This is a genomic window from Pseudomonas sp. 2835, assembly GCF_050435905.1.
GTDB lineage: Bacteria > Pseudomonadota > Gammaproteobacteria > Pseudomonadales > Pseudomonadaceae > Aquipseudomonas.
Map to the genome: position 1 here is coordinate 297,773 of NZ_JBNDLE010000003.1, position 24,388 is coordinate 322,160.

19 protein-coding genes and 1 pseudogene are annotated in these 24,388 nt (G+C 61.0%); 17 read left to right on the forward strand and 3 right to left on the reverse strand.

What is annotated here, in order from left to right:
- The first annotated feature begins 180 nt into the window (after nucleotides 1-180).
- On the forward strand, nucleotides 181-912 hold the full coding sequence (locus ABIE20_RS05555) for a carbamoyltransferase C-terminal domain-containing protein (protein ID WP_429503459.1): 732 nt from the start codon (nucleotides 181-183) through the stop codon (nucleotides 910-912).
- A gap of 1 nt (nucleotide 913) precedes the next feature.
- Nucleotides 914-2,143 (forward strand): MFS transporter, encoded by a 1,230-nt coding sequence (locus ABIE20_RS05560; RefSeq protein ID WP_429503461.1) that lies wholly within the window; start codon nucleotides 914-916, stop codon nucleotides 2,141-2,143.
- Nucleotides 2,144-2,182: 39 nt separating this feature from the next.
- On the opposite strand, the pseudogene moaC reads toward ABIE20_RS05560, so the two are convergent.
- A pseudogene (moaC, locus tag ABIE20_RS05565) lies at nucleotides 2,183-2,296 on the reverse strand (cyclic pyranopterin monophosphate synthase MoaC); the annotation flags it as partial.
- Between the two features lie 185 nt (nucleotides 2,297-2,481).
- On the opposite strand from moaC, the gene ABIE20_RS05570 reads away from it, so the two are divergent.
- Nucleotides 2,482-2,730: a hypothetical protein gene (locus ABIE20_RS05570; protein WP_429503463.1), complete on the forward strand. Its 249-nt coding sequence runs from the start codon at nucleotides 2,482-2,484 to the stop codon at nucleotides 2,728-2,730.
- A 64-nt stretch (nucleotides 2,731-2,794) separates the two neighbouring features.
- On the opposite strand, the gene ABIE20_RS05575 is transcribed toward ABIE20_RS05570, so the two are convergent.
- Nucleotides 2,795-4,189, reverse strand: a complete 1,395-nt coding sequence (locus tag ABIE20_RS05575; protein ID WP_429503465.1) for a PhoH family protein — start codon at nucleotides 4,187-4,189, stop codon at nucleotides 2,795-2,797.
- Nucleotides 4,190-4,529: 340 nt separating this feature from the next.
- Nucleotides 4,530-5,657, reverse strand: coding sequence for a polysaccharide deacetylase family protein (locus tag ABIE20_RS05580; protein ID WP_429503467.1), 1,128 nt, complete (start codon nucleotides 5,655-5,657; stop codon nucleotides 4,530-4,532).
- A 134-nt stretch (nucleotides 5,658-5,791) separates the two neighbouring features.
- Between ABIE20_RS05580 and yaaA the strand changes: the two genes are divergently transcribed.
- The 14 genes from yaaA (at nucleotide 5,792) to ABIE20_RS05650 (ending at nucleotide 24,118) form a co-directional block, all read left to right on the forward strand.
- Complete coding sequence (gene yaaA, locus ABIE20_RS05585; protein WP_429503468.1) at nucleotides 5,792-6,571, forward strand: peroxide stress protein YaaA; 780 nt, start codon at nucleotides 5,792-5,794, stop codon at nucleotides 6,569-6,571.
- Nucleotides 6,572-7,365: 794 nt separating this feature from the next.
- Nucleotides 7,366-8,682, forward strand: a complete 1,317-nt coding sequence (locus tag ABIE20_RS05590; RefSeq protein WP_429503470.1) for a nucleotide sugar dehydrogenase — start codon at nucleotides 7,366-7,368, stop codon at nucleotides 8,680-8,682.
- Between the two features lie 63 nt (nucleotides 8,683-8,745).
- On the forward strand, nucleotides 8,746-10,236 hold the full coding sequence (gene alg8, locus ABIE20_RS05595) for a mannuronan synthase (protein ID WP_177329156.1): 1,491 nt from the start codon (nucleotides 8,746-8,748) through the stop codon (nucleotides 10,234-10,236).
- A 37-nt stretch (nucleotides 10,237-10,273) separates the two neighbouring features.
- Nucleotides 10,274-11,440, forward strand: a complete 1,167-nt coding sequence (locus tag ABIE20_RS05600) for a PilZ domain-containing protein (RefSeq protein WP_429503472.1) — start codon at nucleotides 10,274-10,276, stop codon at nucleotides 11,438-11,440.
- 100 nt (nucleotides 11,441-11,540) lie between these two features.
- Nucleotides 11,541-12,974 (forward strand): alginate biosynthesis TPR repeat lipoprotein AlgK, encoded by a 1,434-nt coding sequence (gene algK, locus ABIE20_RS05605; protein ID WP_429503693.1) that lies wholly within the window; start codon nucleotides 11,541-11,543, stop codon nucleotides 12,972-12,974.
- The gene (locus ABIE20_RS05610) at nucleotides 12,971-14,452 is read left to right on the forward strand and encodes an alginate export family protein (protein ID WP_429503474.1); all 1,482 of its coding nucleotides are present in this window, start codon (nucleotides 12,971-12,973) and stop codon (nucleotides 14,450-14,452) included. Before algK ends, ABIE20_RS05610 begins: the two co-directional genes overlap by 4 nt.
- A gap of 18 nt (nucleotides 14,453-14,470) precedes the next feature.
- A complete protein-coding gene (gene algG, locus ABIE20_RS05615; protein WP_429503476.1) occupies nucleotides 14,471-16,036 on the forward strand; it encodes a mannuronan 5-epimerase AlgG in 1,566 nt (521 codons plus the stop codon).
- Between the two features lie 13 nt (nucleotides 16,037-16,049).
- On the forward strand, nucleotides 16,050-17,459 hold the full coding sequence (locus ABIE20_RS05620; protein WP_429503478.1) for an alginate O-acetyltransferase: 1,410 nt from the start codon (nucleotides 16,050-16,052) through the stop codon (nucleotides 17,457-17,459).
- Nucleotides 17,460-17,466: 7 nt separating this feature from the next.
- Nucleotides 17,467-18,576 carry a mannuronate-specific alginate lyase gene (locus ABIE20_RS05625; protein WP_429503480.1) on the forward strand — a complete coding sequence of 370 codons (1,110 nt, stop codon included), beginning with the start codon at nucleotides 17,467-17,469 and terminating at the stop codon, nucleotides 18,574-18,576.
- Between the two features lie 189 nt (nucleotides 18,577-18,765).
- Entirely contained in the window at nucleotides 18,766-20,223 is a 1,458-nt protein-coding gene (locus tag ABIE20_RS05630; RefSeq protein ID WP_429503481.1) for an MBOAT family O-acyltransferase, read from the forward strand.
- Nucleotides 20,224-20,234: 11 nt separating this feature from the next.
- A complete protein-coding gene (locus tag ABIE20_RS05635) occupies nucleotides 20,235-21,392 on the forward strand; it encodes an alginate O-acetyltransferase (protein WP_429503483.1) in 1,158 nt (385 codons plus the stop codon).
- Nucleotides 21,393-21,405: 13 nt separating this feature from the next.
- Complete coding sequence (locus ABIE20_RS05640) at nucleotides 21,406-22,062, forward strand: alginate O-acetyltransferase AlgF (RefSeq protein ID WP_429503484.1); 657 nt, start codon at nucleotides 21,406-21,408, stop codon at nucleotides 22,060-22,062.
- A gap of 33 nt (nucleotides 22,063-22,095) precedes the next feature.
- Complete coding sequence (locus tag ABIE20_RS05645) at nucleotides 22,096-23,547, forward strand: mannose-1-phosphate guanylyltransferase/mannose-6-phosphate isomerase (RefSeq protein WP_429503486.1); 1,452 nt, start codon at nucleotides 22,096-22,098, stop codon at nucleotides 23,545-23,547.
- 106 nt (nucleotides 23,548-23,653) lie between these two features.
- Nucleotides 23,654-24,118 carry a multidrug transporter gene (locus ABIE20_RS05650; protein WP_429503488.1) on the forward strand — a complete coding sequence of 155 codons (465 nt, stop codon included), beginning with the start codon at nucleotides 23,654-23,656 and terminating at the stop codon, nucleotides 24,116-24,118.
- Nucleotides 24,119-24,388: the final 270 nt, after the last annotated feature.

The window sequence follows — 24,388 nt, forward strand, 5'->3', positions numbered from 1 at the left end:
CAAGCTTCACCAACAACAACGAGGGATTCACATGAAAAAAATTATCATGCAGAGCCATCTTAGTTCACTGTCGAACGACGCCTACCACATCTTGGTCACCAGACTGAATGATAAACAGGCACTTGTAAGTTAATCTTGACATTGGGCAGGCCACACCTGCCCAATCCGGAGAAAAATTACATGAGTAAATACAACATCAACGAGAATATAATCTTCACCGTCAGCAAAGGTAGATTTGTCGCTTGGAATTTGCAAACAGGACATCAATATGATTTTTTTGATCGCCGATTCCTAGATAGATTTTACGAACTAACCACATCACGATTATTACCCTATCACCCAGCCGCTGAGGACGATACTCTAACTGAGGCTGGTTTTTTAGAAACCAGCGTAAATTCTTCCCGACCCGACGGATACACTCAGAAAATATGCTGGGTTCAAGGAAAATGTGAAATAGGTCCACGAGCATTAGGTAATCGCTCTATTTTTGCAGCTCCTTTTCTAAAAACTACAACGGCCAAGCTAAACCAAATAAAAAACAGAGAACACTATCGCCCCATCGCCCCAATTTGCCTTGAGGAAGACGCAGCACTACATTTCGAAGAGTGTACATCAAGCAAATTTATGCTGACTTTTTACACTGTAACTGACCCGCGCCTCAAAGCGATAACCCACGTAGATGGAACTGCTCGCGTGCAGACAATCACTTACAGAGACAGCCCAGCCACATACGAGCTACTTAAAAATTTCAAGGAGGCCACCGACGTCGGAGTACTGTGTAACACATCACTCAATTTCAGCGGCTCTGGTTTTATCAACAACCGAACAGACCTCGAAAGGTTCTGCATTAAACATAATATAATGACATTTGTGATAAATGACACAATGTATATCAAGCCAGGAGACCGTTGAAGTGCAACAGATCAGCACCAAGAACTACTTCTCTCTGTGTGGAATCCGGTTCTGCAGCTCTGTTGTACTATGGCTCGACTTCATACTCATTTTTTCGACGCTAACTTTCATTTTCGATGCCTCGGCACAAACGCTAGCATTAGCAGCTTCCTTGTATGGGATTCCGGCACTTCTCTTTGGCCCTTATCTAGGATCATTGGCAGACCGATTCAACCCCTGCATAATAATCTCGGTCAGTTTCTGTATTCGTTTCATTGCATCTTGCGCTCTGTTTGCAGCCCCTTCCGTCGAGTTGTTTTTGGCATTTACAATGCTAAAGGGCTTATCTAACCTTGGCTCAACAGCGGCCGAAGTCGTTCTCACAAGAAACTTGCTGTCCGCACCGCAGATTATCCGTAACACTTCATTAATTATGATAATAGATCAAACCGTAAAAATCGTATCCCCCCTTGCAGCTGGGATTCTCACAGGATTGAGTTTTAAGTCAGCCGGTTTTTTACTTTCCGCTTTTGTGTGTTTGTGCGGTTTACTATTCGTAACTTTACTATCTGCAAGGATCATGAGAAGCGAGGCCACATGTCCTTTAATTCCAAAAACCAGCAACCGACAAATCTATAGTTTTTTCAAAAAACAATTGACCGCACGTATTTTTTTAATGTGCATACTTTCCCAGTCAGCCGCCTTGGGTCTATACGACTCCCTATTGAGCTTGCTGTTGAAGGGGAACGGACAAAGTGCAACGTCTTTCGGCGTTATCGTCAGTGCAACTGCACTGGGCGGCATTTTTGCAGGCTTCTTGTTTCCACGCCTTTATCGTAGTGGTTCGCGTATCTGCTCCACAATAGCGTCGATGTGTTTTGGTCTCGCAGTACTCGCAGTCGGATCTCTCAGCTTTTTTCCTGCGTATTTCGAGCTTAATCTCTTGTCGCTACTTTTTCTTCTCGCCGGATTCGCCTATGGCCTGACAACTCAGGGCCTCACAACCACTTTGCAACTCACTTGTCCCCCTAACAAATTGGGTACGACATTTGCGACTGTGCGCACTCTATCCATCGCTCTGTTCATCAGTTTCCCCATACTGGGTGGTTGGCTAGCGGAATTGGCCAACATCGCCAGCGTTCTCTTAGCAGCAGGTATCTCCACCACCTTGATCGCTTGTACGCTACATGTTACCCATCGGACGAATCATTCAGAAAGTACCAGCATACGAGATAGCGCAACCATAGACTGAAACACTGCAAGCCTGCGAAAGTGCAGGCTTGCAGTTAAAGGTTTGCGGGAGCATGCGCACCCGCGCTTCGGCCACGGCCTCACGCGACGTCACGGCTTTATCGGTGACGTCGACCATGTTGGCGCGACCTTGGGAATCGAGATGAGTCAGCACAGCGTTACTCCTGTTTCAGGACAGTCGATTGTAAACCCTCGAGTCAGGCCTTTGCGACCAGCGCGGACAATGCCTGGACTTTAAACCTGCGGTATTCATCTACCACACACTAATGCTTAGACAGGTAGAAGCTGCCAGGGCTGCAACCTTGCGGCCCCCCTAACCTGATGCCAGGAGGCACCGATATGGTCATGAACGCGAAAGACTACGAAAAAATGCAACCCGTCTTTGCTCCCTACATTGGCAAGACATTCAGCAAGGCGTTGGCCAACGAGATTTGCAAAAATGCGGGTGGAGGTGAAGTCACCGAGATTCGGCCGGGAGTCATTGGTTATACCGGGCAGAGCCCTTACCTGCTGATTCTCGACAAGGACGACACCATACTGAGCGTAATTTTCACCGGCTGGGGTGCGTTTGGCCGCGGCTGGAAATAAAATTACCAGCAATGAAAAAGCCCGCATCGGCTGATGCGGGCTTTTTTTCAACCTCCGTACCGGGTTACAGGTGCGATTCGGCGTATTCGGCCAGAATCGAGCGGGGCACGCCCTGCAGGGTGATGTGTACGCCGTTGGGGAAGTCCTTGAAGCGCTCGGTCAGGTAGGTCAGGCCGGAGCTGGTGGCGGACAGGTAAGGGGTGTCGATCTGCGCCAGGTTGCCCAGGCAGATCACCTTGGAACCGGCGCCGGCACGGGTGATGATGGTTTTCATCTGGTGCGGGGTGAGGTTCTGGCACTCATCGATCAGGATCAGGCTCTGCTGGAAGCTACGACCGCGAATGTAGTTCAGCGATTTGAACTGCAGCGGCACCCGCTCAAGGATGTACTCGACGCTGCCATGGGTGTTTTCGTCATCCATGTGCAGGGCTTCGAGGTTGTCGGTGATCGCCCCGAGCCAGGGCTCCATTTTTTCTGCTTCGGTACCCGGCAGGAAGCCGATCTCCTGGTCCAGCCCCTGCACGCTGCGGGTGGCGATGATGCGCCGGTAGCGCTTGCTGACCATGGTCTGCTCGATGGCAGCGGCCAGGGCCAGGATGGTCTTGCCGGAACCGGCCGCGCCGGTCAGGTTGACCAGGTGAATGTCCGGGTCGAGCAAGGCGAACAGCGCCAGGCTCTGGTGGATGTCACGCGGCTTGAGGCCCCAGGCTTCCTGGTGCAGCAGCGGCTCCTGGTGCAGGTCGAGCAGCACCAGTTCGCCATCCTTGATGCCCTTGATCCAGCCGACGAAGCCCTGCTCGTCGATGATGAACTCGTTGATGTGCACGGCCGGCAGGTTGTCGATCATCTGCACCCGGTGCCAGGTGCGGCCATGGTCCTGGCGAGTCTCGACCTTGCTGACGCGGTCCCAGAACGAGCCGCTGACACTATGATAGCCCTTGGACAGCAAGGAGACATCGTCAACCAGCTGGTCGGTGCTGTAGTCCTCGGCCGCGATCCCGCAGGCGCGGGCCTTGAGGCGCATGTTGATGTCTTTGGTCACCAGCACCACATCCAGTTCCTTGCGCCGGCTACGCAGCTCGAGCAACTGGTTGATGATGATGTTGTCGTTGAGGTTCTCGGGCAGCAGGCGGTTAGGCTCGTTGCGCGGGCTCATGAGAATCGACAGGAAGCCCTTGGGGCCGCTCTTGCCGCGCTGGATCGGCACGCCCTGCTCGACATCGGCTGGCGAGGCATCGCCCAGGGTCTGGTCGATCAGGCGGATGGCCTGGCGACATTCGGCGGCAATCGTGTGTTTGCCGGTCTTGAGTTTGTCGAGCTCCTCCAGCACCGTCATCGGGATGGCGACGTGGTGCTCCTCGAAGTTGAGCAAAGCGTTTGGATCGTGAATCAGTACATTGGTATCGAGCACATAAAGGATTGGCTGGTTGGAGGAAGTGGTGCGTCCTTGATCATCCATACTCGGTCACCTTTGTGGGAGCCAGACGACGCAATACCTGGGCGGTGCTGCGCCGTGAAGTGGCCGCCGGTTCTCCCCTGGTCCGCGTCGTTACGGGTAGGGAGCTGCGAACAAAGAATGGGCCGTAGGACGCCACCTGTGCTGCAGGGTTCGGCGGTCTGTCTTCGTAATACCGCAAAACCCATGACCGAAAAAAGCGTTTTTACGTTTTTTTGAAGTTTATTTTTCGATCGGCCAATTAGCCCTTGGCGCAGGGGCAAAGCACCGCTACAGTCATAAATCCAGTCATGTGAAATGGCTGCGACGTTTCATTCCCGCTCGCCGAACACACCTTACCTTTTCACAGCGTTTCGCCGAAATTACGGCAATCTTCCCAGCCAATTCCACTTTGCGCCGTTTGCTTGAGCAGCCAGGCCACTGCCTCCTGCGCTTTGGGCTGGGCGTCATGAAACTGGATCAGGCCCTTGCGCCACAGCAGCATCAAGGTCAGCACCCGCTGGGCCGACTGCTCACTGCTCAGCGCGCCCCGATCCTGGGCATCGATATCCCACAACACCACCTGCAGATGCTGGCTGGCAAAGAATGCCTGGCTGTCGTTACGGCGCTGGCCGTAAGGCGGTCGGAACAACGGCACATACTGCTCCGGCAAGTCGCCCTGCACCCGCGCCTGGCTGCGCAGCACCGAATCCTTCCAGCCCTGCCATTGCCCATGCGAGCGGTACTGCCAGCCTTGCAGGCCTACGCACTGGCCCTGGTAGAGCGCCCGCAGGTCAGCCAGCGAAGTCTTGTCGCGACGATTCTGCAGGCTGTTACCCAGCACAAAGAAAGTCGCCCCGAGCCGCTGCCGGCGCAGGAACTCGGTCAGTCCATCGGTACTGCCGCCTGCCAGTGAAGGGCCGCCGTCGAAGGTCAGCATGAACAACCGGTCGTTGAGCTCGTCGCCATTGCGCTCAAGGTCGGAGAAGCGCTCGATCTCGCTGGTAGTTTGCGGGAACAGCGCGGCCTTGCGCAGCAGTTCATCCAGGTAGCGCTCATGAAAGGCCCTGCTTGGCTCGGCCCAGCCAGCATAGAACGAGTCGGCGGCGACTTCGAAGGTTGCCGTCTGCTTGCGAAAATCGACCAGGTCGTCGATGGCATAACAGAACGAGGCATCCTGCTCGCAGCTCTTCTGCGCCAGGTCGTAGTTGCGCCATAAGCGCTGCCACAGGCGCTGGCGCAGCGTGTTGATTGACAGCAGATTGACCTGGCGCAGGTTCAACCGCGCCGCCAAGGCATTCTGCTCGAGCATTTCGCTTTCCCCCAGCACCCGGGCAAACCCAAGGATCTCGGCGCGCGAGGCGACATCGAACAGCGCCGGGCTGTCGATCTGCTCTGGCCAGTGGCTGCGGTCGAAAGTGGCGACCGGGGCTGGCGCGGCCTGGGCTGTGACGCTGAACAGGCCAGCCAGTAAAAGAAGGGCAATGCGCACGATCGGGCTCTCCGTTTTCCTCGCCGCGCACTATAGCGCCAAGTGTCGGGATGGTCTGTGGCTATTGCCTTGATAGCTGGAGATCGCCGCCCCCGCCCCGTAGAATCGCCGTCACGAATAAAGGAGCCGACCTGATGCTGACGGTGATTTCCCCCGCCAAGACCCTCGACTACGACACCCCGCCGGTAACCCAGCGCTACACCCAGCCACAATACCTGGACGATTCCCAGGAATTGATCGTGCAGCTGCGTGAACTGTCGCCGGCGCAGATCAGCGAGCTGATGCACCTCTCCGACAAGCTCGCCGGCCTCAACGCTGCCCGCTTCGGCAGCTGGACCCCAGCCTTCACCCCGGACAACGCCAAGCAGGCGCTGCTGGCGTTCAAGGGCGACGTGTACACCGGGCTCGACGCGCAAACCCTCAGCGAAGACGACTTCAGCTACGCCCAGGAGCACCTGCGCATGCTCTCCGGCCTGTACGGCCTGCTGCGCCCGCTGGACCTGATGCAGCCTTACCGCCTGGAGATGGGCACCAAGCTTGCCAACGCTCGCGGCAAGGACCTTTATGCCTTCTGGGGCACGCGCATCAGCGAGTGGTTGAACCAGGCCCTGGCCGAGCAAGGCGACGACCTGCTGCTGAACCTGGCCAGCAACGAGTACTTCAGCGCGGTCAAGCGCACGGCCCTCAAGGCGCGGGTGATCAACACCGAGTTCCGCGACTTCAAGAACGGCCAGTACAAGATCATCAGCTTCTACGCCAAAAAGGCCCGCGGCATGATGAGCCGCTTCGTGATCCAGGAACGCATCAACGATGCCGAGCAGCTCAAGCAGTTCGATGTGCAGGGCTACTACTACAGTGCCGAGCTGTCGAAGGCCGATAACCTGGTGTTCCTGCGCGATCACGCGGACGAGTAAAAGCTATCGCGGGGCAAGTCGGGCCGCCGCATCGCCGCTCCTACCCGTCGGTGTGGGAGCGGCGGTGCGGCCCGACTTGTCCCGCGATAAATACGCCACAATCCTGACGCCAAAAAACCACCCCTCCAGCTTTATCGCAAAACGCCATAAGACCGTTCGTAATTTTTTGACGAATTTTGAAAAAAATTTTCTGGTACTGGCACAAAAACATCCCCCCTTGAGTTCGTCCTTTATATACAGGGACGAAACTGACAAGTGCTATCAAAGTGAAAGTATGGCCATCAGATAAAATATTAAAAAATCTTTCACAGCCCCTGAACCGCCTCTGGAACTTATCCCCTCAGCCATCGCTCATACCACCCGTAACGATTCTCGAGCGTTATGTGAGAGATGACCTACAGCAGTGATTGGAGCGCACAGTCGTTGTGCATCCAGACAACTTTGACTTGAGTGTCGGCAACCCGACCAACAGTTGAACCCAGGAGAAACGCGCCCCTACAAATCGTCCTTGTGGTTGATTTCAAAGGATTTTATTCACTTGAAAGAACAAGCACTGCAGTTCCGGGTAACCGATCTGCAATAAAGACGGCTGCATAACAGGGCACGCCCATAATTATTGGCCTTTGGCTGCCAACTTTAAGTGCAGAAACTTTTGCACTTGATACTTATATGCCTGCACACGGTGAAGTGACATCTTTTTGCCAGGTCCCCGTGTGCCCGATAACTGCTGGTTAATCAACCCCGGTCTGGCTCTTCTCATTGAGCCGGCGTGATAAACACATGAGGTGAATGCGATGCGTATCAGCATCTTTGGTTTGGGTTATGTGGGTGCAGTCTGTGCTGGCTGCCTGTCGGCACGTGGCCATGAAGTGATTGGCGTCGATGTATCCACCACCAAGATCGACCTGATCAACCAAGGCAAATCGCCGATTGTCGAACCGGGGCTCGAAGCCCTGCTGCAACAGGGTATCGACAATGGCCGCCTGCGCGGCACCACCGATTTTGCCGCGGCGATTCGCGACAGCGACCTGTCGATGATCTGTGTCGGCACGCCGAGCAAGAAGAACGGCGACCTGGGCCTTGAGTACATCGAATCGGTGTGCCGCGAAATCGGCTTCGTGCTGCGGGAAAAATCCAGCCGCCACACCATCGTGGTCCGCAGCACCGTGCTGCCGGGCACGGTGAAGAACGTGGTGATCCCGATCCTCGAAGACTGCTCGGGGAAAAAGGCCGGCGTCGACTTCGGCGTGGCGGTCAACCCGGAATTCCTGCGTGAAAGCACCGCGATCAAGGACTACGACCAGCCGCCCATGACCGTCATCGGCGAACTGGACAAGACCAGTGGCGACCTTCTGCAATCACTGTACGAAGAACTCGATGCGCCGATCATCCGCAAGGACATCGAAGTGGCCGAGATGATCAAGTACACCTGCAACGTCTGGCACGCCACCAAGGTTACCTTCGCCAACGAGATCGGCAACATCGCCAAAGCGGTCGGCGTCGATGGCCGTGAGGTGATGGACGTGGTCTGCCAGGACAAGGCTCTGAACCTGTCGCAATACTACATGCGCCCGGGCTTTGCCTTCGGCGGCTCGTGCCTGCCCAAGGACGTGCGCGCCCTGACCTACCGCGCCGGCAGCCTGGACGTCAGGGCGCCATTGCTCAACTCGCTGATGACCAGCAACGAGTCGCAGGTACAGAACGCCTTCGACATCATCGAAAGCCACGACAAGCGCAAGGTCGCCCTGCTCGGCCTGAGCTTCAAGGCCGGCACCGACGACCTGCGTGAAAGCCCGCTGGTGGAACTGGCCGAACGTCTGATCGGCAAGGGCTACGACCTGAACATCTACGACAGCAACGTCGAGTATGCGCGGGTCAACGGCGCCAACAAGGAATACATCGAGTCGAAGATCCCCCACGTGTCGTCGCTGCTCAATGCCGACTTCGAGCAGGTGATCAACCACGCCGACGTGATCGTGCTGGGCAACCGCGACGAGAAGTTCCGCGCCCTGGCCCAGCAGGCGCCCGCCGGCAAGCAGGTCATCGACCTGGTCGGTTTCATGAGCAAGGCCTCCTGCCCGAGCAGCCGTACCGAAGGTATCTGCTGGTAACCCGCAGGTTGCGCGGGGTCGCCCGGCCCCGCGCGCCATCAACGCCCCTTCCATTCGATACGGATGCAGAACATGCATAGGCTCAAGCACGGCCTGCTACAGGTCGCCGGTTGGCTGTTCTACGTGAGCCTGCTCATGTTGATCGCCCTGGCCTTGCCCAACTCCATTTTCGACCCCGACTCGAAGGACTTCATTTTCCTGGTCGGCGCCGTCGGTATCTGGCGCTATTCCATGGGTGCCACGCACTTTGTCCGCGGCATGCTGTTTCTCTACGTGGTCTACCCCTACCTGCGGCGCAAGGTGCGCAAGCTCGGTAGCGCCGCCGACCCGTCCCATGTGTACCTGATGGTCACCAGTTTTCGCATCGATGCCCTGACCACCGCCCAGGTCTACAGCTCGGTGATCCGCGAAGCGATCGACTGCGGCTACCCGACCACTGTGGTGTGTTCGCTGGTGGAAATGTCCGACGAACTGCTGGTGAAAAGCCTGTGGGAGAAATACAACCCGCCGCAGCGCGTAACCCTCGACTTCGTGCGCATCGCCGGTACCGGCAAGCGCGACGGCCTGGCCTACGGCTTTCGGGCCATCTCCCGCCACCTGCCGGATGAAAACGCCGTGGTCGCGGTGATCGATGGCGACACCGTGCTCGGCGAAGGCGTGGTGCGCAAGACCGTGCCCTGGTTCAAGCTGTTCGGCAACGTCGGCGGCCTGACTACCAACGAATTCTGCGAAGTGCGTGGCGGCTACATCATGAGCGAGTGGCACAAGCTGCGCTTCGCCCAACGCCACATCAACATGTGTTCGATGGCCCTGTCCAAGCGCGTGCTGACCATGACCGGGCGCATGTCGGTGTTCCGCGCCGCCGTGGTGACCAACCCCGAGTTCATCGCCGACGTCGAGAACGACTCGCTGCAGCACTGGCGCCTGGGCCGCTTCAAGTTTCTCACCGGCGACGACAAGTCGAGCTGGTTCAGCCTCATGCGCCTGGGCTACGACACCTTCTATGTACCGGATGCGGCGATCAACACGGTCGAGCACCCACCGGAAAAAAGCTTCATCAAGGCCAGCCGCAAACTGATGTACCGCTGGTACGGCAACAACCTGCGGCAGAACTCCCGCGCCCTGGGCCTGGGCATCCGCCGCCTGGGCCTGTTCACCAGCGTGGTGCTGTTCGACCAGCGCGTGTCGATGTGGACCAGCCTGCTGGGCCTGACCGTCGCGGTGATCGCCAGCCTCAAGTTCGGCCCGGCGTTCCTTCTGGTGTACCTGCTGTGGATCGGCATCACCCGGTTGATCCTGACCCTGATGCTGCTGTGCTCGGGCCACAACATCGGCCCGGCCTACCCGCTGATTCTTTATTACAACCAGATCGTCGGCGCGATCATGAAGATCTACGTGTTCTTCCGCCTCGACAAGCAGTCCTGGACCCGCCAGCCCACTGCCCTCAAACGCGACCTCGCCAGCTTTCAACAATGGTTCAACACCTGGTCCTCCCGGACCATGACCTTCTCGGCGGCCAGCATCTTCATCGCTGTGCTGTTCATGGTCGTGTGAGCCGGAACCCGATTGGATTAAACAGGAACAAATCGCCATGAATACCGCCGTGAACGTCAATGTCGTGCATGAGTCCGAAGCCCAGCGCCAGCACGCCCGGGTACGCATCCCGGCCAAGCTGCGCTACCTGGGGGAGAACCGCGAAACCCTGGAAGTGAAGGTCGACGACCTCTCTGCCGGCGGCCTGAGCTTCCATGCCAAGCACCCGTTGAAAGTCGGCGAAGTGCTGCGCGGGCGCCTGCAGTTCACCGTCGACAAGCTCGGCCTGGCCATGGACATCGAGTTCCAGGTGCGCTCCTTCGACCCGTCCAGCGGCCGCAGCGGCGTGCAGTTCCAGAACCTCGAACCCCGCGACATCGCCACCCTGCGCCACATCATCACCTCGCACCTGTCGGGTGAGCTGATCACCATCGGCGACGTACTCAGCACCCTGCAGCGTGACAACTTCACCAAAGCGCGCAAACAGAAAGACGCCAGCGGCGGCATGAGCGCCTTCGGCCGCCTGCGCGCGGTGACCTTCAGCCTCGGAGTGTTCGTGGTCGGCGTGGCCGCGTTCGGTTTTATCGCCAAGTCGGTGTACGGCCTGTACTTCGTCAGCCATGCCCAGGCCGGGGTGGTCAGCGTGCCGACCAGCAACGTCACCATGCCGCGCGACGGTACCGTGCAGGGCCTGGTGGAGAGCGGCGGCCAGGTGGTCAAGGGCGCGCCATTGGCTTCGTTCAGCACCAGCATGCTGGACATGCTCAAGGGCCACCTGGATGACCAGCAACTGGAGCCAGCCAAGGTCGAGGAGCTGTTCGGCAAACAGATGAGCGGCACCCTGACCAGCCCCTGCGATTGCGTGGTTGCCCGCCAGCTGGTGGATGACGGCCAGTATGCGAGCAAGGGCCAGGTGATCTTCCAGCTGGTCCCGCGCACCACCATTCCCACCGTTGAAGCGCGCTTCAGCTACCGCCAGTTCGACGACGTCAAACCAGGCTCGCGCGTGCACTTCACCGTCGCTGGCGAAGAGCAGACCCGTACCGGGCAGATCGTCAGCAGCACCAGCCTGAACAGCGAGGACCTGTCGTCGGACATCCGCGTGCAAATCAAGCCGGACGAATCGCTGCCCAGCGAACTGGCCGGCCGCCCGGTGGCGGTGGACAGCAATCGTGGCCCGTCGCTGGACTGGCTGATCGACAAAGCCGTGGCCCGTGGGCTCTAAGGGAGACATGCCGGTGAACAGCAAAATTGCCACCCTCTGCGTGGGAGCCGGCCTTGCCGGCGATGGGCCGCGCAGCAGCCCCAATGGGCAAGGCTGCGCCTTGCTTCGCCGGCAAGGCCGGCTCCCACAGGGGTCCAGCTACATTCTCAATCTGTGCGGCCTGGCCCTGGCCATCAGCCTGGCCGGTTGCGCCGGCCTGCCCGACCAGCGCCTGGCCAACGAAGCGCTCAAGCGTGGTGACACCGCCCTGGCCGAGCAGAACTACCGCCAGCTCGCCGACCTCGGTTACAGCGAAGCCCAGGTGGGCCTTGCCGATATCCAGGTGGAAACCCGCGACCCGGCCAAGCTCAAGGAGGCCGAAGCCACCTACCGCGCCGCCGCTGATATTTCGCCGCGCGCCCAGGCCCGCCTCGGCCGCTTGCTGGCGGCCAAGCCGGACGCCAGCGAAGCCGAGCGCCAGGAAGCAGAGACCCTATTGAAAAAAGCCTTCGCCAATGGCGAGGGCAACACCCTGATTCCGCTGGCGATGCTCTACCTGCAATACCCGCAGAGCTTCCCCGGCATCAATGCCCAGCAGCAGATCGACACGTGGCGCGCCGCCGGTTACCCCGAAGCCGGCCTGGCCCAGATCCTGCTGTACCGCACCCAGGACAGCTACGACCAGCACCTGGATGAGGTCGAGCGCATCTGCAAGGCGGCGCTGACCAGCACCGACATCTGCTACGTGGAACTGGCCACCGTTTACCAGAAGCGCGCCCAGCCCGAGCAGCAAGCGGCGCTGGTCGAGCAAGTCAAAAGCGCCTACCAGCGCGGCGCGATCCCGGCCACCCGGGTCGACAGCGTGGCCCGCGTCCTGGCCGACCGCAGCCTCGGCCAGACCGACGAGAAAACCGCCCAGGCCCTACTCGAACAGGTGGCGCCGGTCAATCCCGGTTCCTGGGTCAGCCTGGCGCAGTTGCTCTACGACTTCCCTGAGCTTGGCGACACCGACAAGCTGATGGAATACATCGACAAGGGCCGCGCCGCCGAACAACCGCGCGCCGAGTTGCTGCTGGGTCGCCTGTACTACGAAGGCAAGACCGTACCGGCCGACGCGCAGAAGGCTGAAACCCATTTGCTCAGCGCCGCCAACGCCGGCGAAGTCAGCGCCCATTACTACCTGGGCCAGCTGTACCGCCGCGGCTACCTGGGCAGCGTCGATCCGCAAAAGGCCGTCGACCATTTGCTCAGCGCTGCCCGCGGCGGCCAGCTCAGCGCCGACTACGCCCTGGCCCAGTTGTTCAGCGAAGGCCACGGCATTCGCCAGGACCTGGTCAACGCCTGGGTGTTCAGCCAGCTGGCGCAAGCCAACCCCAGCGATCAGTCGCGCGAGCTGGCCGCCCAGCTCGACCAGCAACTCACTCCCGCGCAAAAGGCCCAGGCTGAGCGCCTGCTGCAACAAGAGCGCCAGGCCCGTGGCGCCATGGGGGCGGGCCCCGACGCCCTGGCCCTGCAGGCCCAAGCGCAACCCGAACAAGGCGAGGACTCCCTATGACACTCAATCCGTGGATGAAAGCAGGCCTTGGCCTGGGCTTCGCCCTGCTCTGGTCGTGCCCGACCCTGGCGGCGATGACCGCTGAAAAGAATTTCGGCCTGGACGTGAAGATCACCGGCCAGTCCGAAGACGACCGCGACCTGGGCACCCGCTCCGGCGGCGACGTCAACGGCCTGGGTCTGGACCTGCGCCCCTGGGTGTACGGCGAGCGCGGCAATTGGAGCGCCTTTGCCATGGGCCAGGCGGTAGCGGCCAGCGACATCATCGAGACCGACACCCTGCGCCAGTCCGGCGATGAGGCCGAGTCCGACAGCGGCCGCGCCCATGGTCGCGAAGCCGATAAAAGCTACCTGGCCATGCGCGAGTTCTGGGTCGGCTACAGCGGCCTGACCGCCTACCCCGGCGAGCAGCTGCGCTTTGGCCGCCAACGCCTGCGCAACGATGACGGCATGTGGCGCGACACCAATATCGAAGCGCTGAACTGGACCTTCGACACCACCCTGCTGCGCGCCAATCTGGGCGTGGCGGAGCGCTTCAGCGAGTACCGCACCGACCTTACCGAGCTGGCCCCGGAAGACAAAGACCGCCTGCACCTCTACGGCGACGTTGCCACGCAATGGACGCCCGGGCACTGGGTCGGCCTGCGCGCCCACCACACCCACGACGACGGCAAGTTGAAGAATCCCGGCGAAACCGTCGACGCCCTGGACAAGACCCGCACCGGCGACCTCACCTGGTTGGGGCTTGAAGCCAACAGCGACGCCTACAACTGGCGCAACCAGAACCGCGTCAACTATTGGGGCAGCCTGACCTGGCTGACCGGCGATCGCGACAGCCTCAACACCACCACAGTCAACGGCGAGCAAGTGGCCAACGGCAAGCAGAGCGGTGACGTCAATGCCTGGGCCACCGACCTCGGTATCCGCCTGCGCCTTGATCCCAACTGGCAGGTCGGCGCCGCCTATGCCCGCGGCAGCGGCGGCGGTGGCAGCGACGGTTCGGGCAACTACGAGCAGACCGGCCTTGAGAGCAACCGCTCCAACTTCACCGGTACCCGCTCGCGCGTGCACCGCTTCGGCGAAGCCTTCCGGGGCGAGCTGGGCAATGTACAGGCGGCGACCCTGTTCACCTCCTGGCAACTGCGCGACGACTACGACGCCAGCCTGATCTACCACAAGTTCTGGCGCGTCGATGGCGACCAGAACATCGGCAGCAGCGGCATCAACGCCGTGGTCGAGGACAACGGCATCAACCGGCCGCTGATCCAGGGCGAGAAAGATCTCGGCCAAGAGATGGACCTGGTGGTCACCAAGTACTTCAAGCAGGGCCTGTTGCCGGCCGCGCTGAGCCAGTCGATCGACGAGCCGTCGGCGCTGGTGCGCTTTCGTGGCGGCGTGTTCAAGCCCGGTGATGCCTATGGCAAGGAAGCGGACTCCTACATGCACCGCGCTTTCGTCGACGTGATCTGGCGCTTCTGACGCCTGGGGTGCAATCAAATGAGCCATCAACCGAACAAGCTCCACGCCTTATTGGCCGGCACCCTGCTGCTGGCCAGCAGCATCGCCCTGGCCAACGGCCAGGCGCCGACGCCGGTGGCCAAGGAGCTGCAGCAAGCCAAGACCTACACTGTCAGCAGCGCGCCGATCGAGCCGCTGCAGATCCCGGCGCCGACCCTGCCCGACCTGTCCGGCTATAGCGCGCAAGCGGTGCAGAAAAAGATCGACCGCAGGCACAAGGGCAAGGTCTCGGTGCGGCGCATGCTCCAGGAAAACAGCCTCAAGGAGTTCATCGGCGGCGACAACAAGATGGCCGAATGGGTGGCGCGCCAGCACGGCATCCCCCAGGCGATCTTCATCGACGACGGTCATGTGAACTTCACCGAGCTGAGCAAGCAGGTGCCCAGCCAGTACCTGCGCGAAACCGCACCGGGCGTGTACCTGGCGCGCCTGCCGATCGTGGTCGGGCAAAAAGGCGTGCTGGAGATCGACGCCAAGGTCAAGGAACTGCGCCTGTCCCAGGAAGGCGGCTCGTTCATCGTCAATGACGGCAAGCTGTTCGTCAGCGACACCCAAGTGACCGGCTGGCGCGAGAAGGACAATGGCCCGGCGACCTTCCGCTCGCCGAAGGAATTTCGCCCGTTCCTGCTGTCGTGGGGCGGCACCGAGACCTACATCGTCAACAGCAAGATGGCCAGCTTCGGCTACGCCAAGAGCAAGTCCTATGGCGTGAGCATCTCCCAGTACACGCCGAACATGGCCAAGCAGATGGGCCGTCCGGAACCCACCGGCTGGATCATCGGTTCGGAGTTCAGCGACATGTGGTACGGCTTCTACTGCTACGAAACCAGCGACTTTGTGGTCAAGGACAGCACCTACCGCGACAACATCGTCTACGGCATCGACCCCCACGACCGCTCGCACCGCCTGATCATTGCCGGCAACACCGTGTACGGGACCAAGAAGAAGCACGGCATCATCGTCTCGCGCGAGGTCAACGACAGCTGGATCATCAACAACAAGAGCTATGACAACAAGCTCTCGGGCGTGGTCATCGACCGTAACAGCGTCAACAACCTGATCGCCTACAACGAGATCTACCGCAACCACACCGACGGCATCACCCTGTACGAGAGCGGCGACAACCTGATCTGGGGCAACAAGCTGATCAGCAACCGCCGCCACGGCATTCGCGTGCGCAACAGCGTCAACATCCGCCTATACGAGAACGTCGCCATGGCCAACGGCCTGGTCGGCGTCTACGGGCACATCAAGGATTTGTCCGAGACCGACCGCGACATCGCTCTCGACCCGTTCGACACCAAGGTCTCGCTGATCGTCGTCGGCGGCGAGCTGGCGGCCAACGGCAGCGGCCCGCTGTCGATCGACTCGCCGCTGAGCGTGGAGCTTTACCGGGTGTCGATGCTGGCGCCGAGCAAGGCCAGCGGCATCAGTTTTTCCGGAGTATTGGGCGAACGCCAGGACGAGATTCTCGACCTGATGGTGCGTCAGGGCAAAGCCGTGCTGATCGATCCGGTCGAGCGCCAGACCGAAATGCTGGACTGAGGAAGCCAATCTTATGCAACCACAACTGACCAAGCTGCTGAGCCTTTCCGGCCTTGCCGCCGCCCTGCTGGCCATCAGCGCCCAGGCCTCGGCCGAGCAGGTCCAGGCACCGAACTTTACCGCCGAGCCGTGCTGCCAGCTGTGCCCGCAGGCCCACGACGCCAGCCGCTACACTACCCGCTACCAGCAGAACTTCACCACCCTGGTGCAAGCCCAGGGCGACTGGCTGTTCCGCACCCGCGAAGACTTGCGCACCGAATTCAACACCACCCCGGCCGGCTACCGGCGCCTGCAGCAATTGCACGATGCGTTCAAGGCCAAGGGCGTGGAGCTGGTGATCGTCTACCAGCCGACCCGTGGCCTGGTGAACCGCAACATGCTCAAGCCGGCCGACAAGGCCGCGTTCAACTACGCCAAGGCGCTGCACAACTACCAGGCCATGCTCGGGCGCTTCAGCCAGATGGGCTACACCGTGCCCGACCTGTCGCCGCTGACCAACGAACAACTGGCCGCGGCCGACCAGGGCAAGGATTTCTACTTCCGTGGCGACCAGCACTGGACCCCGTACGGCGCCGAGCGCGCGGCAAAAATCGTTGCCGACAGCGTGCACAAGATGCCGGCTTTCGCCGACGTACCCAAGCGTGAGTTCGAGAGCCACAAGTCCGGGCGCATGGGCAAGACCGGCACCCTGCACAACGTCGCCGGGCAACTGTGCGGCACCAGCTATGCAGTGCAGTACATAGACCAGTTCGTCACCGAGCCCAAGGGCGAGAGCGGCAGTGACGACCTGTTCGGCGACTCCGGCAACCCGCAGATCACCCTGGTCGGCACCAGCCACAGCGGCAAGAACTACAACTTCTCGGGCTTCCTTGAGCAGTACATCGGCGCCGACGTGCTCAACGTCGCCTTCCCCGGCGGCGGCCTGGAAGGCTCGATGATCCAGTACCTGGGCAGCGAAGACTTTCAGAAGAACCCGCCGAAGATCCTCATCTGGGAATTCTCGCCGCTCTACCGCCTCGACCAGGAAACCATCTGGCGGCAGATGCTCGCCCTGGTCGACAACGGCTGCGAGGGTAAGCCGGCGCAGATGAGCGCCAGCACCGCACTCAAGCCAGGCAAGAACGAGCTGATGGTCAACGGCCGTAACGGCGTGATCAAGGACCTGACCAATGGCCGTCACCAACTGGATATCCAGTTTGAGGACAAGTCGGTCAAGACCCTGCAAGCCACCCTCTGGTACATGAACGGCCGCCACGAAGACCTGAAGATCGAGAAGCCGGAAACCGCCGACACCGATGGCCGCTTTGCCTTCGAGCTGCGCGAGGATGAGGACTGGGCCGCCCAGACCCTGCTCGCCGTCGAAGTCCAGGGGCCGGAAAGCGGCAGCCAGAAAGTCGAAGCCACGCTGTGCAAACGAAAGTGAGGCGCCTATGAAAAATTTCAGCACATCCCCTGCAGCAGCGCTCGCGCTCGCCCTGGCCCTGTTCGGCCCGGCCGCGCACGCCGCCGGGCTGGTCCCTCCCCAGGGCTATTACGCCGGGATCGAAAAACTCAAGACCGGCGACAGTGACTTCAAATGCGCAGCCATCCCCACGCCCTACACCGACAAGCTGCAGTTTCGCAGCAAGTACGAAGGCTCGGACAAGGCCCGCGCAACCCTGAACAAAGCCTCGGAAAAGGCCTTCCGCGACTCCACCGCAAGCATCACCACCCTGGAGCGCGGGGTCAGCAAGCAAGTCATGCAGTACATGCGCGATGGCCGCCCGCAGCAGCTCGACTGCACCCTGCAATGGTTGAGCAGTTGGGCCAGCGCCGATGCGCTGATGTCCACCGACTACAACCACACCGGCAAGTCGATGCGCAAATGGGCGCTGGGCAGCCTCAGCTCGGCCTGGCTGCGCCTGAAGTTCTCCAACTCCCAGCCGCTGGCGGCGCACCACCAGCAGGCCGAACTGATCGAAAAATGGTTCGGGCGCCTGGCCGACCAAGTGGTCAAGGACTGGAGCGACCTGCCGCTGGAGAAGATCAACAACCACTCCTACTGGGCGGCCTGGTCGGTGATGGCCACCGCCGTCGCCACCGACCGCCGCGACCTGTTCGACTGGTCGATCAAGGAATACCGCGTGGCCGCCAACCAGGTCGACGCCCAGGGCTTCTTGCCCAACGAGCTCAAGCGCAAGCAGCGCGCCCTGGCCTACCACAACTATGCCCTGCCGCCGCTGGCGATGATCGCCAGCTTCGCCCAGGCCAACGGTGTCGATGTGCGCCCGGAAAACAACGGCGCGCTCAAACGCCTGGGTGAGCGGGTGCTGTCGGGCTCGAAAGACCCAAGCCCGTTCAAAAGCAAAAACGGCGAGAAGCAGGACATGGACGACCTCAAGATCGACAGCAAATACGCCTGGCTCGAACCCTGGTGCAGCCTCTACAGCTGCAACAGCGATGTGCTCGGGCGCAAGCACGACATGCAGCCGTTCAAGAGCTTTCGCCTGGGCGGCGACCTGACCCGGGTCTATGACCCGCAGGCCGAACAGAAAAAGTAAGGCTTCGCGCTGTACCTGTGGGAGCCGGCCTTGCCGGCGATGCAAGGCACAGCCTTGCTGCTGTTGGGGCTGCTCTGCAGCCCATCGCTGGCAACGCCAGCTCCCACATTTGATCTGGTTTCTCCCGGGATTTCTACGGGGGGTTTGGGGGGCTGCTGCCCCGGTTGCTAACAACAAGGAGAGATCGGGATGGTGTTTTCATCCAACGTGTTCCTGTTCCTGTTCCTGCCGATCTTCCTCGGCTTGTACTACCTGAGCGGGCAACGCTATCGCAACGCCCTGTTGCTGCTGGCCAGCTACGTGTTCTATGCCTGGTGGCGGGTGGACTTCCTGGCGCTGTTCGCCGGGGTCACCCTGTGGAACTACTGGATCGGCCTGAAAGTCGGCGCCGCCGGCGTGCGCACCAAGCCGGCCCAACGCTGGCTGCTGCTGGGGGTTGCGGTCGACCTGGGCATCCTCGGCTACTTCAAGTACGCCAACTTCGGCGTCGACAGCATCAACGCGATCATGACCTCGTTCGGGCTTGAGCCGTTCATTCTCACCCATGTGCTGCTGCCGATCGGCATCTCGTTCTACATCTTCGAATCGATCAGCTACATCATCGACGTGTACCGCGGCGACACCCCGGCAACCCGCAACCTGATCGACTTCGCCGCCTTCGTGGCGATCTTCCCGCACCTGATCGCCGGCCCTGTGCTGCGCTTCAAGGACCTGGCCGACCAGTTCAACCACCGCACCCACACCCTCGACAAGTTCTCCGAAGGCTGCACGCGCTTCATGCAGGGCTTCATCAAGAAGGTGTTCATCGCCGACACCCTGGCGGTGGTCGCCGACCATTGCTTCGCCCTGCAGAACCCGACTACCGGTGACGCCTGGCTCGGCGCCCTGGCGTATACCGCGCAGCTGTACTTCGACTTCTCCGGCTACAGCGACATGGCCATCGGCCTGGGCCTGATGATGGGCTTTCGCTTCATGGAGAACTTCAAGCAACCGTACATCAGCCAGTCGATCACCGAGTTCTGGCGGCGCTGGCATATCAGCCTGTCGACCTGGCTGCGCGACTACCTGTACATCACCCTGGGCGGCAACCGCGGCGGCACCTTCGCCACCTACCGCAACCTGTTTCTGACCATGCTGCTGGGTGGCCTGTGGCACGGCGCCAACTTTACCTACATCGTCTGGGGCGCCTGGCACGGCATGTGGCTGGCGATCGAGCGGGCCCTGGGTATCAACGCCGCGCCGCAGCGTTTCAATCTGGTGCGCTGGGCCTTCACCTTCCTGCTGGTGGTGATGGGCTGGGTGATCTTCCGTGCCGAAAACCTGCACGTCGCCGCGCGCATGTACGGCGCCATGTTCAGCTTCGGCGACTGGCAGCTGTCTGAGCTCAACCGCGCCAGCCTCACCGGCCTGCAAGTGGCAACCCTGGTGCTGGCCTACGTGACCCTGGCGTACTTCGGCCTGCGCGATTTCTATCGCAACGCCAGGCCCGAGCCCAAGGCCAGCCCGGTGGCCGTGCATGCCGACGGCAGCCTGAGCCTGGACTGGGGCCTGTATGCCACCCGCGCGTTGGTACTGCTGCTGTTCGTGGCCTCGATCCTCAAGCTCTCGGCGCAAAGCTACTCGCCGTTCCTCTACTTCCAGTTCTGAGCGAGCCGACCATGACCCGACATTTACGCAAACTCTACGCCTTGCTGTTCCTCGCCCTGTTGCTGGGCCTGGGCCTGTGGTCGCTGGGCGGCCTGGGCAGCTTCCAGCGCACTGCGCAGATGACCGCCCTGGACGGCAAGCTGGCCAAGGCCGCCGAGACCCACTACGACGAGCAGTTCCCGCTCAAGCGCATCGGCACCAACCTGTGGGCGGCGCTGGACTTCAAGCTGTTCAACGAAGGCCGCCCGGGCGTGGTGCTGGGCCGCGAGCACTGGCTGTTCAGTGACGAGGAGTTCAAGCCGGTGGCCAACAGCGACCAGTACGAACAAGAAAACCTCGCGCTGATTCGCGGTGTGCGTGACACCCTGAAACAGCACGGCGTGCAACTGGTGCTGGCGATTGTGCCGGCCAAGGCGCGGCTGTATCCGGAGTATGTCGGCGAACAGACCCCGGCCAGCCTGCACACTGACCTGTACAACGAGTTCCACGCCCAGGCCCGCCAGGCCGGCGTGTTTGCCCCCGACTTGCTGGCGCCGTTGCAGGAGGCCAAGGCCCGTGGCCAGGTGTTCCTGCGTACCGACACCCACTGGACGCCCATGGGCGCCGAAGTGGTCGCCCAGCACCTGGCCGCCGCCGTGGCCCGTCAGACCCTGCTCAACGGCGAGCCGCAGCAGTTCGTTACCGAACAGCGCCAGAGCGCGCCGTACAAGGGCGATTTGACCAACTTCCTGCCGCTCGACCCGCTGTTCAGCAACCTGCTGCCGCCGCCGGACAGCCTGCAAAAACGCAGCACCCGCCCGGCCGAGGCTGAGGGTGAAAGTGGCGATGCATTGTTCGCCGACAGTGAAATCCCGGTGGCGCTGATCGGCACCAGCTACAGCGCCAACCCCAACTGGAACTTCCTCGGAGCCCTGCAGCAAGCGCTGCGCAGCGACGTGGTCAATTACGCCGAGGACGGCCATGGCCCGCTGCTGCCAATGCTCAAGTACCTGCAAACCGACGCCTTCAAGAACAGCGCGCCGCAAGTGCTGATCTGGGAGTTCCCGGAACGTTATCTGCCAATGAAAAACGACCTCAGCGCTTTCGATCCGCAGTGGATCGCCCAGCTGAAAAAAACCCGCAATGCCAATCAAGACCTGGCCCTGTCGTCCCATCGGACGGAAAACTGAAGAGGAAACGCACATGACCTTGCATACCCCAAAGCTTCGCATCGCCAAAGCCTGCGCCCTGGCCGCTGGTCTTAGCCTGCTCTCGCTGCAAGCCCTGGCCGGCGCCGACGCCGCGCTGTATGGCCCGACCGCGCCGAAGGGCTCGACCTTCGTGCGCATCTACAACGCCAGCGCCCAGCCGGTGAGCGCCAGCGTTGGCAACACTCAGATCAGCGAAGTAGCAGCCCAGGGCAGCAGTGACTTCAGCTTCATGCCCCAGGGCGACTACAGCGCCAAGGTCGGCAGCCAGAGCCTGCCGGTCAAGCTCGCCGCCGATCACTACTACACCCTGGTCAACAACACCTCGGGCCAGCCGCAACTGGTCGAGGAGCCACCGTTCAAGAACAAGCAGAAATCCCTGGTACGGGTACAGAACCTCAGTAACCAGGCCCTGACCCTGAAGACCGCCGACGGCAAGACCGAAGTGGTCAAGCCGGTGGCCGCCAAGGCCCGTGGCGAGCGCGAGATCAACCCGGTCAAGGTCAGCCTGGCGCTGTATGAAGGCGACAAGAAAGTCAGCGACCTCAAGCCTGTGGCGCTGGAGCGCGGCGAAGCAGCGGTGCTGTATGTCACCGGTTCCGGCAGCAGCCTGTCGCCGGTCTGGGTCAAGCGCCCGGTATCCACCCGTTAACCACCTGCCTATTTCTATTTTTGGAGAACACCCATGATTCCAGTCATTCTGTCCGGTGGTAGCGGTTCGCGTCTGTGGCCGCTGTCGCGCAAGCAATTCCCCAAGCAGTTCCTGGCCCTGACCGGTGAACACACCCTGTTCCAGCAGACGATCGAGCGCCTGGTGTTCGACGGCATGGACGCGCCCATCGTGGTCTGCAACAAAGACCACAAGTTCATCGTCAGCGAGCAGTTGCAAAGCCTGCAGTTGAAAACCCAGGGCATCCTCATGGAGCCCTTCGGCCGCAACACCGCGCCGGCAGTAGCACTGACCGCGATGAAACTGGTCAACGAAGGCCGTGACGAGCTGATGCTGGTGCTCCCGGCCGATCATGTGATCGACGACCAGAAAGCCCTGCAACGCGCCCTGGCCCTGGCCACCGTGGCCGCCGAGCGCGGCGAGATGGTGCTGTTCGGAGTGCCGGCGACCAAGCCGGAAACCGGCTACGGCTACATCAAGTCGAGCCAGGACGTGCTGTTGCCCGAAGGCGTCAGCCGGGTGGCACAGTTCGTCGAGAAGCCGGATGAAAAACGCGCCGCCGAGTTCGTCCGTGCCGGTGGCTACTTCTGGAACAGCGGCATGTTCCTGTTCCGCGCCAGCCGCTTCCTTGAAGAGCTGAAAAAGCACGATGCCGATATCTACGACACGTGCCTGCTGACCCTGGAGCGCAGCGCCGAAGACGGCGACAACCTGAGCATCGACGAAGCCACCTTCGCCTGCTGCCCGGACAACTCCATCGACTATGCGGTAATGGAAAAGACCCAGCGCGCCTGCGTGGTGCCGCTGTCGGCGGGCTGGAGCGATGTCGGTTGCTGGTCGTCGCTGTGGGATGTGCATGAAAAAGACCACAACGGCAACGTCACCAAGGGCGACGTGGTGGTCCAGGACAGCCACAACTGCATGATCCACGGCAACGGCAAGCTGGTGTCGGTGATCGGCCTTGAGAACATCGTCGTGGTCGAGACCAAGGACGCCATGATGATTGCCCACAAGGACAAGGTTCAGGGCGTCAAGCAATTGGTCAACACCCTCAACGAACAGGGCCGCAGCGAAACCCAGAACCACTGCGAAGTCTACCGGCCGTGGGGCTCCTACGACTCGGTGGACATGGGCGGGCGTTTCCAGGTCAAGCACATCACCGTCAAGCCCGGTGCCAGCCTGTCGCTGCAGATGCACCACCACCGCGCCGAGCACTGGATCGTGGTGTCCGGAACCGCCGAGGTGACCTGCGACGAGAACGTGTTCCTGCTCACCGAAAACCAGTCCACCTACATCCCGATCGCTTCGGTGCACCGCCTGCGCAATCCGGGCAAGATTCCCCTGGAGATCATCGAGGTGCAATCGGGCAGCTACCTGGGCGAGGACGATATCGAGCGTTTTGAAGATATCTACGGACGCTCGACACCGATCGAGCGCGGGATCTCGATCAAGACCATCGCGCAGTAAAACCCCAATCGCGGGGCAAGCCCGCTCCTACACATTGTGGGAGCGGGCTTGCCCCGCGATACTTTTTGGTTAGGATGAAAGCACCCCCGCCCACAAGGTTCGCTCCATGTTCATCGGCGCCCTGCTCATCCTCACCTGGCTGGTCCTGCTGCTGCGCTACCCGGCCAAGGCCCTGCCGATCTCGCTCGCGGCGCTGTTCGGCCTGGGCCTGGTGGCGTTGTGGGTGGTCTGGCTGGACAACCGCGAAGCCAGGCAACTGGCCCACCTGGAGCTGCGCCTGACCTACGCACCCGAGCACTGCCCCGCCGATCGCCCATTGCAGGTGCACATCAACAACGGCAATCCAGTACCACTGGTGGAACTGCGCTGGCGGGTAGCGGCCTATGCTCCGGGGGACACCGTCAACCTGGCGGAAAACACCTACGCCGCCCCACGCTACCGCGGCCCTGGCGAGCTGCAACCCGGCGCCAGCTGGCAGGAGTGCCTACCGTTGCCGCCACTGCGCTCCGGCTACCGGCCGCAGAGCGTCGACTACCGCGCCGAGCACCTGCAAGGCAGCTTCGCCGACTGAGCACCTGGTATTTTTGTCAGGTTACCCAAGCGGCAAAATCCTGTTGAATGACTCCGCACACTTCACTGCCTAGCGGAGTAAGGTCATGGTCGATACATCGCCAGCGGTTCAGGATCAGTTCAAGCAACTGTTCGAACGGATCAATCATCATCAACCGCTGGCCAGGCCCGTGGTGATTCTGGTGTATTCGGACACCTGCCCGGCGTGTGCCGATGCCAAGCGCAACATGACAACCCTGGCCGACAAGGGCTATCGGGGCTGCGTTGACTT